Source organism: Duganella sp. Root1480D1 (assembly GCF_001427305.1).
In the GTDB taxonomy this organism is placed as follows: Bacteria; Pseudomonadota; Gammaproteobacteria; order Burkholderiales; family Burkholderiaceae_D; genus Rugamonas.
Genome location: NZ_LMFZ01000023.1, coordinates 169,188 through 182,144 on the forward strand (window position 1 = coordinate 169,188; position 12,957 = coordinate 182,144).

15 protein-coding genes are annotated in these 12,957 nt (G+C 60.3%); 10 read left to right on the plus strand and 5 right to left on the minus strand.

The features are described from left to right. Window positions 1-24 precede the first annotated feature (24 nt). Complete coding sequence (locus tag ASD58_RS18880) at window positions 25-933, plus strand: cation diffusion facilitator family transporter (protein WP_057262759.1); 909 nt, start codon at window positions 25-27, stop codon at window positions 931-933. Between the two features lie 118 nt (window positions 934-1,051). Next, on the plus strand, window positions 1,052-1,906 hold the full coding sequence (pepA, locus tag ASD58_RS18885; protein ID WP_156401362.1) for a flocculation-associated PEP-CTERM protein PepA: 855 nt from the start codon (window positions 1,052-1,054) through the stop codon (window positions 1,904-1,906). Here the strand turns inward: pepA and ASD58_RS18890 are convergent. After that, window positions 1,883-2,362, minus strand: a complete 480-nt coding sequence (locus tag ASD58_RS18890) for a lipocalin-like domain-containing protein (protein WP_057262761.1) — start codon at window positions 2,360-2,362, stop codon at window positions 1,883-1,885. The two genes, pepA and ASD58_RS18890, sit on opposite strands and share 24 nt — an antisense overlap. A 99-nt stretch (window positions 2,363-2,461) precedes the next feature. Here ASD58_RS18890 and ASD58_RS18895 point away from each other — a divergent pair, with 99 nt between their 5' ends. Further along, on the plus strand, window positions 2,462-3,310 hold the full coding sequence (locus tag ASD58_RS18895; RefSeq protein WP_057262762.1) for a LysR family transcriptional regulator: 849 nt from the start codon (window positions 2,462-2,464) through the stop codon (window positions 3,308-3,310). 71 nt (window positions 3,311-3,381) lie between these two features. Here ASD58_RS18895 and ASD58_RS18900 read toward each other — a convergent pair whose 3' ends face one another. From ASD58_RS18900 to ASD58_RS18910, 3 genes are read right to left on the minus strand one after another with little or no spacing between them, the layout of a single operon-like run. Continuing rightward, window positions 3,382-5,631 carry a bifunctional (p)ppGpp synthetase/guanosine-3',5'-bis(diphosphate) 3'-pyrophosphohydrolase gene (locus tag ASD58_RS18900; RefSeq protein WP_057262763.1) on the minus strand — a complete coding sequence of 750 codons (2,250 nt, stop codon included), beginning with the start codon at window positions 5,629-5,631 and terminating at the stop codon, window positions 3,382-3,384. Between the two features lie 26 nt (window positions 5,632-5,657). Then, window positions 5,658-6,005: a RidA family protein gene (locus ASD58_RS18905; protein WP_057262764.1), complete on the minus strand. Its 348-nt coding sequence runs from the start codon at window positions 6,003-6,005 to the stop codon at window positions 5,658-5,660. A gap of 9 nt (window positions 6,006-6,014) precedes the next feature. Next, window positions 6,015-6,896 (minus strand): alpha/beta fold hydrolase, encoded by an 882-nt coding sequence (locus ASD58_RS18910; RefSeq protein WP_057262765.1) that lies wholly within the window; start codon window positions 6,894-6,896, stop codon window positions 6,015-6,017. 73 nt (window positions 6,897-6,969) lie between these two features. Here ASD58_RS18910 and ASD58_RS18915 point away from each other — a divergent pair, with 73 nt between their 5' ends. Further along, on the plus strand, window positions 6,970-7,764 hold the full coding sequence (locus ASD58_RS18915) for a 3-hydroxybutyrate dehydrogenase (RefSeq protein WP_057262766.1): 795 nt from the start codon (window positions 6,970-6,972) through the stop codon (window positions 7,762-7,764). Here the strand turns inward: ASD58_RS18915 and ASD58_RS18920 are convergent, their stop codons facing one another. Further along, complete coding sequence (locus ASD58_RS18920) at window positions 7,765-8,301, minus strand: gamma carbonic anhydrase family protein (RefSeq protein WP_057263033.1); 537 nt, start codon at window positions 8,299-8,301, stop codon at window positions 7,765-7,767. A gap of 134 nt (window positions 8,302-8,435) precedes the next feature. On the opposite strand from ASD58_RS18920, the gene ASD58_RS18925 reads away from it, so the two are divergent. From ASD58_RS18925 to ASD58_RS18950, 6 genes are all read left to right on the plus strand, one after another. Then, on the plus strand, window positions 8,436-9,752 hold the full coding sequence (locus ASD58_RS18925; protein ID WP_057262767.1) for a dicarboxylate/amino acid:cation symporter: 1,317 nt from the start codon (window positions 8,436-8,438) through the stop codon (window positions 9,750-9,752). A gap of 164 nt (window positions 9,753-9,916) precedes the next feature. Further along, the gene (locus ASD58_RS18930; protein WP_057262768.1) at window positions 9,917-10,309 is read left to right on the plus strand and encodes a type IV pilin protein; all 393 of its coding nucleotides are present in this window, start codon (window positions 9,917-9,919) and stop codon (window positions 10,307-10,309) included. 4 nt (window positions 10,310-10,313) lie between these two features. Then, window positions 10,314-10,763 (plus strand): GspH/FimT family pseudopilin, encoded by a 450-nt coding sequence (locus tag ASD58_RS18935; protein WP_057262769.1) that lies wholly within the window; start codon window positions 10,314-10,316, stop codon window positions 10,761-10,763. 8 nt (window positions 10,764-10,771) lie between these two features. Continuing rightward, window positions 10,772-11,329 (plus strand): prepilin-type N-terminal cleavage/methylation domain-containing protein, encoded by a 558-nt coding sequence (locus tag ASD58_RS18940; protein ID WP_082565526.1) that lies wholly within the window; start codon window positions 10,772-10,774, stop codon window positions 11,327-11,329. 11 nt (window positions 11,330-11,340) lie between these two features. After that, entirely contained in the window at window positions 11,341-12,363 is a 1,023-nt protein-coding gene (locus tag ASD58_RS18945) for a PilW family protein (RefSeq protein ID WP_057262770.1), read from the plus strand. Next, window positions 12,363-12,938 (plus strand): hypothetical protein, encoded by a 576-nt coding sequence (locus ASD58_RS18950; RefSeq protein WP_082565527.1) that lies wholly within the window; start codon window positions 12,363-12,365, stop codon window positions 12,936-12,938. Before ASD58_RS18945 ends, ASD58_RS18950 begins: the two co-directional genes overlap by 1 nt. Window positions 12,939-12,957: the final 19 nt, after the last annotated feature.

Sequence of the window (12,957 nt, forward strand, 5' to 3'; positions counted from 1 at the left end):
ACATTGCTGCTATATTCAGGGTCTATGCAAAACCACGATTCCACGCACCTCCACGCCCATTTGGACGGCGACGCCCAACACGCCCACTTCAACGAACACCGCAGCCAGGCAGCGCTGGCAGCCGCACTGGCACTGACTTTAGGCTTTGCCGTAGTCGAAGTGGTGGCCGGCTTCATGGCCAATTCGCTGGCCCTGATTTCCGATGCGGGCCATATGGTGACTGATGCCGCGGCACTCGGCCTCGCACTGCTGGCGCAACTGATTGCCAAGCGGCGCCCTTCCGCACGCTACTCCTTTGGCTTTGGCCGAGCCGAGGCGCTGGCAGCTTTCGTCAACGGCCTGGCAATGTTGGTTGTCGTCGGATGGATTGTGTTTGAAGCAGTACAGCGCTTCGCTTCGCCAGTGCCGGTGCAAGGGGGCACGGTGCTGGTGGTTGCCGCCATCGGCCTAGCGGTTAACGTGCTCGTCGCGTGGAGCCTGTCGCGCGACAAGGAAAGCATGAACACCCGCGCCGCACTGGTCCACGTTCTGGGCGACCTGCTTGGCTCCGTCGCGGCCCTGATCGCCGGCGGCGTGATCATGGCAACCGGCTGGATGCAGATCGACCCGATCCTCTCGCTGCTGGTGTCGCTGCTGATCCTCAAGTCGACCATCGGCGTGCTGCGCGAATCCTTCCACCATTTGATGGAAGGCGTGCCCGATAGCGCCGACTACGCCCAGATCGGCGCCGACCTGGCCGAAGTGCCGGGCGTCCTTTCCGTGCACGACCTGCACGTATGGGAAATGTCGCCCGGCCAGCCGGCCTTGATCGGCCACCTTGAAATCAGCGACTTGCAGGAATGGCCGCAAATCCTGCACAACGTCAAAGCCATGCTGCTGGCAAAGCACGGAATCGATCACATCACGCTTCAAGCCGAACCGCAGCTCAATTGAAAAACGTCGGCGCAATTGACGCACGCGCCGACGTAACAGGCAGGACACTCCGGGCACAAATGATGCTCATCAGGATATTAGCCGAACGGCTAATTCATCATTATTCCCGGAGGTCACAATGCATAATCTTCCAAAACTCGGGGCAGCCATGGCCCTGGCACTGGCTCTCGCCAATGCCAATGCCTCACCAGCCTTTCTGATCAATCCGAATTCGAATGGCGGCGTCCTGACCAACGGTGGCCAGACGTTCCGCGCCACGGCAATCAACGGCATTTCATCACACCGCATCACCTATTCCGGCAATCCCTTGCTCGCTGCCGGCGCAGGCGCCACTTACGTCTCGAAAGGCTACGTGACCTTTGACAGCTTTTCCGACAACGGTATGCCAGTCTCTGCAGGAAGAAGCCGAGCCAACCTTGACTATGGCCTGTATGGCACATTCCAGACTACATTCCATTGCAATTCCCTGCTTGGCCATGGTGTCGGCTGCCAGATCACCAATTTCGATTTCGATATGTTTGCGGATCCGGGCGCTGACAACACCTATCACGCCGCCACCCTGGCAGCGGATGGTTGGGTCGATACGTTCGGCCAGCAATACAAGCTGGCCCACTCCAGCAATGCGGTCCGGCGCGGCGTTGGCGGCCTGAACGAGCTGGGTGGCGCCTTCGTCAACCTGAATTTCGGCTGGACACTCACCGACGAAGGCAAAGCATTCTTTATCGACCCGGTTCCGTTCTACTCTGCCGCCTTCAGTGCATCCAATAACACCAGCCTGGGCATCTTGTGCGATACCGCCAACTGTGCCGACGCACGCATTGTCGCTATTTCGTCCATCAGCGGAATCCAGGATTTCAATGGAATTCCCGAACCTGGCTCCTTATGTTTGTTCGGGCTCGGGCTGATGGCCTTGCGGGCGTCGCCGCGCCTTACATTGCGCAAAGGCTTGTCACGGCAAACGTCGCCAAACTGAGATCGGCACATCGCCATCAGGTCGTGGCGGCACCCGCCATTCGAGGACGTCACCCCGTAACTGGTATCCGCGCCGCTGCACCGATCCGTCCCATTGGGGATTCGAGGCAGCGGTGATGCGGAACACCAGCTTGTCCTGCTCCACGGAGATGCTGCCGAAATGGGCGCTCATGGCGAGCAATAGTCGCTTGTACTCTTGCGCCCCGGCCGCGTGAAAGTCGCCTTCGACAGGCGGCCTTTCGGCATGGTAGATCTGCAACGCATATCGCCCGTCGCTTGCCACATTCAGCATGCCGCGCGGTTTTGCGCCGTAATCGTCACTTCGACTGCCATCGCGATGTTCTCTATAGGCACCGATCAGCTCCCACGAGCCTGCCAGGCCCGCCGTGGCAGCGGGCATATCGGTGGCCGTCGCTGCACCACAAAGCGCTAACGTAGCCAAAATAAATTTCCTCATTGCAAACCTCCATTCTGTTGGACACTCGATAGAGGATAGCTGGCTTGATCGCGCAGTAATATTGCAAAAACCTCGCGCCACCGGTGCATAATTGCACCGATGGATACCCCTGACTGGAACGATCTTCGCTACTTCCTTGCCGTCATCAAGTCTGGCTCGCTGTCTGCTGCCGCGCGCTCGCTTGGTGTTGAGCACACAACTGTCTCCCGCCGCATCGAGGCGCTCGAAAAAGTACTGGGCGTGCGGCTATTTGACCGCTTCGCACGCGGGTGGTCATTAAGCACTGCTGGCGCAGCGCTACTACCCCAGGCGCGCCGCGTGGAGGAGGAAATCCAGGGATTGCTGCGGCTGGCGACTGGCGCTGCCGACGGATTTGGCTCGGTGCGCATTTCTGCACCACCTGCCATTGCAGCCCATTGGATCGCGCCGCGCTTGGCAGGTTTGCACGCGCAACTGTCGGGAATTCAAATCGAGTTGGGTGCCGAACCGGCCTACGTGGATTTATCGCGGCGCGAGGCAGATATCGCGATCCGTTTTCGTCGGCCATTAGCGCCCGATCTGGCGGTGCGGGTCGTCGCAACCGTCAAATATTATCTGTGCGCCACCCCCGAATATCTCGCCTCGCATAACCTGGACCAATGGGAATTTATCGGCTACGACGAAAGTCTCGCAGAAACACCGCAGCAGGAGTGGCTGGACGCATTTGCGGCGGGCCGGCCCTATGTTTTTTACAGCAACGACCTTAATTCAATTGCGGCGGCAGTGCGTTTTGGCGCTGGCATTGCAATCCTGCCTGATTACCTCGCCACCGGCTTGATAATCCCCGACATGATCTCCCCGGTGCAGCGCGAACTGTGGATGGTGATTCACGATGATGTGCGCAAATCGCCTCGCGTGCGCCGCACTGCCGACCTGATCGCAGAACTGTTCAGCAGCCCAGCGAACTAGGTTCTGGCTGCAACGCGCCAAGCCTTGGCACGTTGCAGGCAAGCCCTCAGAGGGAGGCACGTCACCTCAGGTCAAGCACGGCGGGCTTCGAGGATGCCAGTGACTTCGCAGATTGCTGCAAGGGCTTTTTGCAGTTGGCTGGTGGCGCCGATTTCCACGGTAAATGTCATGCGCGCCTGGCCTTTTGCGGACTGGGTATTCACGCCGGTGACGTTGATTTTCTCGCGCGAGAAAATCTCGGAAATGTCCCGCAATAATCCCTGGCGGTCCGCGGCCAATACAAACAAATCAACCGGGAATACCGTATCGGAACGTGCAGCGCCCCACGCCGTAACGATTACCCGCTCCGGCGCCTTGGCGCGCATTTCGGCAAAGTTTTTGCAGGAGGCACGGTGGATCGAAACACCTTTGCCGCGCGTGACAAAACCAACGATGGGGTCGGGCGGCGCCGGTTTGCAGCATTTTGCCAATTGCGTCATCAAGCCATCGGTGCCAACGACCAATACACCCGATTTGGCGCCTGATTCCACGCTTGAATTGCGGCTCTTGTTAACTGCGACCTGGTCGGTTTCATCTTCTTCGGCCTCGGCAGGATCGCGCAAAGCCGCTTCGACGTGCCGCAGCGAGAACTCATCCTTGCCAACTGCCAGGAAGAGATCGTCGACTTTGCCAAAACCCAGCTTTTGCGCCAGCGTTTCCAGGTTGACTGCCGTCTTGCCCTCGCGCTGCAGCGACTTCTCGACCAGGGAGCGGCCATTGGCGACCGTCTCCTGCACATCAATGGCGTGGAACCACGCCCGCACCTTGGTGCGCGTGCGATTCGATACGGTATAGCCAGGGCTCAGCCAGTCGCGCGACGGGCCAGCCGTGCCGGGCGCGCCCTTGGCAGTAATGACTTCGCAAGTTTGCCCGCTTTTCAACGGCGTATTCAACGGCACCATCTGGCCATCGACACGCGCGCCGCGGCAGCGGTGGCCCACATCACTGTGCAGGTGGTAGGCGAAATCGATCGGCGTGGCGCCGACCGGCAGCTCGATCACGCGCGCCTGCGGCGTCAGCACGAAGATGCGGTCGTCCAGGGTGGTGGATTTGAGTTTTTCCACCCACTCGCGCTGCTGGTCTTCGTTGTTGACCACCGCATCGGCAACCTCGGTCTTCCAGGCCAGCAGTTGGCGCAGCCAGGCGATTTTCTCGTCGTACTGCTGCCCCTTGAAATTGGAACCGCCCTCCTCCTTGTAGCGCCAGTGCGCCGCCACGCCGTATTCGGCGAAGTTGTGCATTTCCTGGGTACGGATCTGCACTTCGAGGGGACGGCCGTCGTCCGCGGTCACTACGGTGTGCAGCGACTGGTAGCCGTTCGGCTTGGGACGGGAAATGTAATCGTCGAATTCCTTCGGGATCGGGGTCCAGATATTGTGGACCACGCCCAGTACCGTATAGCAGGTCTTCACGTCCTCCACGATCACGCGGAAGGCGCGCACATCGTACAGTTCCGAGAAGTCCAGGTCCTTGCCCTTCATCTTGTTCCAGATGGAATAGATGTGTTTAGGCCGGCCGAAGACTTCGGCCTTGATGCCCGCTGCAGCCAATTCGGACTGCAGGCGCGCAATGGAAGACGTGACGAAGCTCTCGCGCGCCATGCGCTTCTCTTCCAGCATCTTCGCAATGCGCTTGTAGGTATCCGGCTCGATGAAGCGGAACGACAGGTCTTCCAGCTCCCACTTGATCTGCCAGATGCCGAGGCGGTTTGCCAGCGGCGCGTAAAGCTCCAGGGTTTCGCGGCCGTAAGCCCGCGTCACTTCATCAAAGCGCTTGATATCGGAGAAGTAGCGCAAGGTGGTGCAGCAGGATGCCAGCCGCACCAGCACCACGCGCATGTCGGTGGCCATTGCCAGCAGCATCTTGCGCAGCGACTCGACCTGGGCCATAGCCTGCTGCGCCGCATTCTTGGTGCGCGCAGCGCTGCCGGAAGATGCCAGCGTCAGTTCGCGCAAGCGGATCAACTGGCGCACGCCAGCCACCAGGTCGTTGACTTCCTGGCCGTAGCGCGGCTCGATGGAAGGGGCGGTATCGGCGTCGAGCAGGGTCAGCTCGAACATCAGTGCCGCGATGCGGGTTTCCGCATCGGTGCGCAGGATGGCCAGTGTGCTGGCCACCCCGACGGCAAATTCCAGGGCATCTTGCCCGTGGCCGGTGATACGTCCGCTGTACGCCTGGCTGGCGTGGTCGAGCGCAGCGAGCACGCGCGCCCCATCGTCGGCGGACAAGCCTTGCACCAGCGCGTCCGTCGTTGCGCTATTGAGAGCCGCGATTGAAACCATTGCTGAAACCTTTACGTACTTCTGATTTACTTCTGGGCGGCAGTCACCACGATTTCGACGAGCCATTCAGGATTCGCCAGTTGCGCCTGGACAGTCGCGCGCGGCGGGGTATTGCCTTCCACAACCCAGGCTTCCCACACTTCATTCATGGCGGCGAAATTGGCCAGGTCGGTGATGTAGATCTGGGCGCGCAGGATGTGCGCCTTGTCGCTGCCGGCTTCGGCCAGCAGGCGGTCGATGTGGCCCAGCACTTCCGCAGTCTGCGCCTTGATGTCGCCAGCCTTTTCGGCGATCTGGCCGGCCAGATACACGGTGCCGTTGTGGACGGCGATTTCGGACATGCGCTTACCTACGTGAAAACGTTTGATTTCCATGCTTCTCTCTTAGTGGTTCAACAAAAAATCTTTCGCAATCGCGATCTGGTCGTCGTGCAGGAAGGTCGGCGCGTGACCGACGTCCGGGATTTCCACCAGCCTGGCTTTCGGACCGCGCTGCGTCATGGCTTCCGCCGTTTCGCGCGACAGCAGGTCGGAATTGGCGCCGCGCACCAGCAAGGTCGGGCAGCGGATCGCATCGTAGGCAGCCCACAGCATGGCTTCGTCCGCCTTGGCCGATTCCGGCGTCACCGACTGGAACGGCAAGGCCAGGCCCATGTCGTAGTGACGCACCCACGAACCATCCCTGTCCTGGCGCAGCACGTCGGCGGCCAGCTTATGCCATTCCGCATCCGTGTGTTCGCCGAACGTAGTCGAAACCATCTTCACGAATTCGGCGCCAGCCTTGAAGGTCGGGAAGCGCACTTCCTGCGCGATGTAATCGCCGATGCGCTGGATCGCCACCGAATCCAATGTGGGGCCGATATCGTTCAATACCAGCTTGCTGACCGGATTATCCGGCAGCGAGGCCAGTCCCATGCCGATCAAGCCGCCCATGGAAGTGCCGAACCAGTCGACCGTCTGGCGCTCGCCATTGGCCAGCACGCGCGCCAGCAGCGTCACCATATCGCTCACGTATTGGGGAAGGCGGTAGAGCTGGGGGTTGGCCAGGCTGCCGGAGCGGCCGCGGCCCACAACGTCGGGGCAAACCACGCGGTAATCCTTGCACAGTGACTGTGCAAGGTTGTCAAAATCGTCCGAAACACGGGTCACGCCGTGCACGCAAACCAGCACGTTCGGGTTGTCTTCTTCGCCCCATTCCTTGTATGCCATCTGGTGCAGGCCAGACATGGAGAAACACTGAACGGACTTGATTTTAGCTTCTGGCATTCGGTTCCTCGCTCCCCGTACTATTGGTTTTTGCGCTACATTCTACATTGGCTAACTAATTATAGGGGACCAAATGGTCAGCACGACTTTGCGCGGCAAAACTGCGCTCGTAACCGGCTCCACTTCCGGCATCGGCCTGGGCATCGCGCGCAGCCTGGCAGCCGAAGGCGCCAACATCGTTTTGAACGGCTTTGGCGATGCAGGGGAAATCGCCAAACTGCAGGAATCGCTGGCTGCCGAATTCGGCGTGCAGGCGGGCTACCACGGCGCGGACATGAGCAAGCCGGCCGACATCGAGGCCATGATGGCTTATGCCGGCGACAAATTCGGCGGCGTGGACGTGCTGGTGAATAACGCCGGCATCCAGCATGTGGCCAATGTCGAAGACTTCCCGGTCGACCGCTGGGACGCAATCATCGCCATCAACCTGACTTCCGCCTTCCATACTACACGCCTGGCGCTGCCGCACATGAAGGCGCGCAACTGGGGCCGCATCATCAACCTCGCTTCGGTGCACGGCCTGGTGGCATCCGCCGGCAAATCGGCTTATGTGGCGGCCAAGCATGGGCTGGTGGGCTTTACCAAGGCCACTGCGCTCGAAACCGCGCAGACCGGCATCACCTGCAACGCCATCTGCCCGGGCTGGGTCCTGACGCCGCTGGTGCAGAAACAGGTCGACGCACGCGCCGAAAAGGAAGGCATGTCCAACGAGGCTGCCAAAGCCGCCCTGCTGGCAGAAAAGCAGCCGTCCGGCGAATTCGTCACGCCGGAGGAACTTGGCGCCATGGCCGTATTCCTGTGCTCCGACGCCGCCAGGCAGATGCGTGGCGTGGCCTGGAATATGGATGGCGGCTGGGTCGCCCAGTAATCAGGCCTGCTGCGCCAGGTAGTTGTTCTTCAGGCGCACATAGTGCTCGGCCGAGTACTTGAAGTGCGCAATTTCCTGTTCGGTCAGCTCGCGGATGCGCATCGCGGGCCGGCCGACATACAGCCCTCCGCTTTTCAGCACCTTGCCGGGCGCCACCAGGCTGCCGGCGCCCACCATGACATGCTTTTCGATGACCACGTCATCCATGACGATCGCGCCCATGCCGATCAGGCATTCATCGCCGATGGTGCAACCGTGCAGCAGCACCGAATGCGCAATCGTGACGTAATTGCCAATCGTCAGGGCAGCACCCTCCGGCTTGGCCGCCGAGCGGTGCGACACATGGCACATGGAAAAGTCCTGCACATTACTGGATTCGCCGATGGTTATGCGGTTCACGTCGCCGCGCAGCACCGCATTGCACCAGATCGAGGCATCGCGGCCGATGCTGACGTCGCCAATGATTTGCGCGGATGGGTGGACGAATACGCCGTCGTCGAGCCGGGGGAAGGAGTCGAGGTAGGGTTGTAGAGTCATGCAAAGATTATATGGCTTGCGGCACCGCAGCACGCAAGCCATTGTGGTTTTCCACAATGGGGATACACACAATAGCGGCAAGGCAACCCGTTTGCCATGATGAGGATATTCGGAGACAAATAAGGCCCCTCATCATGGAAAAGAAACCCTTCTACAAAGTACTGTACGTCCAGGTACTGTTCGCCATTTTCTGCGGCGTCATGCTCGGCATTTACCTGCCCGCTGACGCAGTAGCCATGAAACCGCTTGGCGACGGTTTCATCAAACTGATCAAAATGATCATTGCCCCGGTCATCTTCTGTACCGTGGTGAGCGGCATCGCCGGCATGCAGGATGTGAAGAAAATCGGCCGCGTCGGCGGCAAAGCCCTGCTCTACTTCGAGATCGTGTCCACCTTCGCCCTGATCATCGGCCTGGCGGTGGCCAACTTCATGCAGCCTGGCGCCGGCTTCAACGCCGATCCGCACACCCTGGACACCAAGTCCATCGCCCAGTACACGGAAAAGACCAAGGCCCTGACCACCACCGACTTCCTGCTGAACATCATCCCCAACACCGTATTCGATGCCTTTGCCAAAGGCGACATCCTGCAGGTGCTGCTGGTGGCGGTGCTGTTCGGCTTTGCCCTGTCGCTGCTCGGCGAGCGTGGCCGTCCAGTCACCAAACTGGTCGACGAGGTATCGCATGCCTTCTTCGGCATGGTCAACATCATCATGAAGGCCGCCCCGATCGGTGCCTTCGGCGCCATGGCCTTTACCATTGGCAAATACGGCATCGCTTCCCTGCTGCCGCTGGCCAAGCTGATGGGTTCGTTCTACCTGACCTGCTTCCTGTTCGTGTTCATCGTGCTGGGCCTGATCGCCAAGTACACCGGCTTCTCGATCGCCCGCTTCATCGCCTACATCAAGGAAGAACTGCTGATCGTGCTGGGCACCTCCTCCTCGGAAAGCGCCCTGCCGTCGCTGATGCGCAAGCTGGAAAAACTGGGCGCCTCCAAGCCTGTGGTTGGCCTGGTGGTACCGACCGGCTACTCCTTCAACCTGGACGGCACCAATATCTACATGACCATGGCCGCCCTGTTCGTGGCCCAGGCGACCAATACCGACCTGTCGCTGTGGCAGCAACTGACCATCCTCGGCGTTGCCATGCTGACCTCGAAAGGCGCCTCCGGCATCACCGGCGCCGGCTTCATCACCCTGGCAGCCACCCTGGCCGTGGTGCCGACCATTCCGGTGGCCGGCATGGCGCTGATCCTGGGCATCGACCGCTTCATGAGCGAATGCCGCGCCCTGACCAACTTCGTCGGCAACGGCGTGGCAACCCTGGTGGTGGCGAAGTGGGAAGGCGAGCTGGACATGGATACCCTGAAGCGCGAACTGGCCAACCCTACCCCGCTCAATGCGCCAGCCCAGCCGGCTGCAACGGAGGCCCTGGCAGCTACCGCCGAGTAAGCCAAATAGCCACTACCACGAAGACAGGCCCTATGCAATTGTGCATGGGGCCTGTCTTTTTTTGTGGCTAGAATGTAACGAAAAGTAGAGGTGTGAATGTTGACATACGGAAACATGCAACCTAGAATAAACTCACTAATAATGCACCTAGAACGGACGCCAGGATGAGACACCCCAGCCACCGTGGTTTTACCTTGATTGAAGTGATGATTACCGTTGCGATTGTCGGTATCCTCGCTGCCTTCGCCATTCCCAACTACTCGCGCTATGTGGTCCGCGGCAATCGAGCGGCTGCACAACAGCATCTCATCGACCTGGCCCAGCGCGAACAGCAATTCATGTCCGATGTGCGGGTCTACAAGGATTCGGTGAGCGGCCTGACCATGCAAACGCCGCCGTCGGTCTCGAAGTACTATTCCATCGCGATCCAGACTGACAGCGGACCGCCACCAAAATTCAAGATCATTGCGACGCCCCTGGCGGGCACCGGCCAGGTTGACGATGGCGAAATCAGCATCGACCAGGCAGGCACCAAGCTGCCGGCCGATAAGTGGTGATGCCATGAAGCGCCAACACGGCTTCGGCATGACGGAATTGATGGCAGTTGCGGCCATCGTTGCCGTCCTGGCAGCGGTCGGCATGCCCGCCATGCAGGACTTTATCGCCAACCAGCGCCTGAAGAGCACCTCGAGCGACCTGTTCACCAGCATCCTGCGCGCACGCAGCGAGGCGATCAAACGCAACAAGGAGGTGTCGATCACGCCTAGCAGCAACTGGAACACGGGCTGGTCCATTCCCAGCCCGAATGCCGGCGAACCAGCCCTGGCCAGTTTTACGACGCGCTCATCCATCACGGTCGCCGGACCGGCGACTGGCGTGACCTTCAATGCTGCCGGCCGCGTCAAGGGAGATGCCGACTTGCAGTTTTCCCTTACGTCTTCGACTGGCAAAGCCAGCTGCATCCGGATCGACCTCGGCGGCCGCCCGAACGTGCAACCCAAATCATGCTGAGACCTACTATGCGCCGCCAACACGGCATTACTATGATTGAAGTCCTGGTCACGATCGTGATCCTGGCGTTTGGCTTGCTGGGCATTGCCGTGTTCCAGTCCAAAGCCAGCGTCGGTTCGATCGAATCGTACCAGCGTGCCCAGGCCGTCATCCTGCTGGATGACATCACCGCCCGCGTGCAAGGCAATCCGCAAAACACCGCCGCCTATGAATCCGCCAACATCGGCACCGGCGACTCCCAACCGGCCGATTGCAGCGCCCTTGGCGGCGGCGCCCCGCGCGACGTCTGCGAGTGGAGCAATTTACTGAAAGGCGCGGCGGAAGCCGACAGCAGTACCAAGGTCGGCGCCATGATCGGCGCACGTGGCTGCGTCACCTTGCTGCAGGCCGCCGACCCCAGCCCAGGCGTCTGCAGGCCAGGCATCGTCCAGGTTGCAGTGACCTGGCAAGGCCTGCACGCCACCCAGGCTCCGAACCTGGACTGCGGCAAAAATCAATTCGGCGACGAAACCTATCGCCGCCTGATTGCCGCCCAGGTCCTGATTCCTCTACTCGAATGCAAATGAGGAGCCCATCCATGCATATTCATCGCCATCGCGAGCAAGGCTTTACCGCAGTTGAGCTGATGGTGGCAGTCACCATCGGCTTGTTGATGCTCGCCGGCTTGTCGACCCTGTTCACCAACAATAGCGCCGCCCAGATGGAAATCGAGCGCGCCAACCGCCAGGTGGAAAACGGGCGTTATGCCATGCAGCTGATGACCGGCGACTTGCGCAATGCCGGCTATTACTCCGAGTACGACCCGATCGAACTGGCGGTACCGGCCGTGCTGCCCGATCCATGCGCGACCGACCTGGCCACCATCCGCGGCGCAATCGCCTTCGCGGTGCAGGGCTACGACAACAGCAATTCCCTCGGCTGCCTGTCGGACGTCAAGGCCAACACCGACGTGGTGGTGGTGCGCCATACCCATACCTGCGTGGTCGGCGAAGCCGATTGCGAAGACGCCACTGCCGGCGGGCCCTTCTTCCAGGCCTCGCAATGCTCCAACCAATATGAACTGGGCTCCAACGACCAGGCCATGCACTTCCAGCTCTCCGAGATCAACACTGGCTTCACCCTGCATAAGTACAACTGCACGCAAGTCAACAACTCCGGGAGTGCGGCCGACGTGCGCCGCCTGTTGACGCATATTTACTTCATCGCCAACAACAGCCTGGCCGGCGACGGCATCCCTACCCTCAAGCGCGCCGAAGTGATCAGCAAGGGCGGCGTCATGTCGGTCCAGATCGTGCCGCTGGCCGAGGGCATCGAGAACATGCAGATCGAATACGGTCTCGACGGTAACAACGACGGCGTGGCCGACACCTTCTCCCCCAAGATCACCGATCCCGACTGGGGCAATGTGGTGTCGGTCAAGCTGCACCTGCTGGCGCGCACGCTGAGCCCGTCCCTCGGCTACACCGATACCAAGACCTATGTGCTGGGGGCAGACGACAAAGGCCAACCCAACGTCATCAGCGCCACCAACGATAAATACAAACGCCACGTTTTCACTTCACTGATTGGCCTGCCTAACGTGGCCGGAAGGAAATCCTGATGAAACACCCTGCACTCCATCGACAGAGCGGCATGACCCTGGTCGTGGCCCTGGTCATGCTCGTGCTGATCACCCTGCTGGCAATGACCACGTTCAACCTGGGTAAATCGAGCATCCAGGTGGTCAACAATATGCAAAACCGCGATGAAGGCATTGCCGCCAGCCGCAGCGTGCTCGACGAAGCAATGTCCAGCACCCGCTTCTTCGACACGCCAACCGATGCGCTGAACCAGCCTTGCCTCAACAGTAACCATCGCTGCTTCGACCTCAACGGCGACGGCGTGATCGACATCGTCACCGCCCTGAGCACACCGAAATGCGTCAAGGTGCGCACCATCAAGTCGAACGAACTCGACATTACCGGCAGCGCGGAAGACCGTGGCTGCAGCCTGGGCACGCCCGGGGATTTCGGTATTGCCGGCGGCCAGGCCCAGAGCGGTAATTCGATGTGTGCCGATACCACTTGGGAAATGACCGCAACCAGCCAAGACCAGCAAGCCCAATCCGAAGTCGTCGTCGTGCAGGGGGTCGCAATGCGCGTCCCGACCGACAACGTGGAAACCACTTGCAAATAATAATTAAGTAATTAGCCCG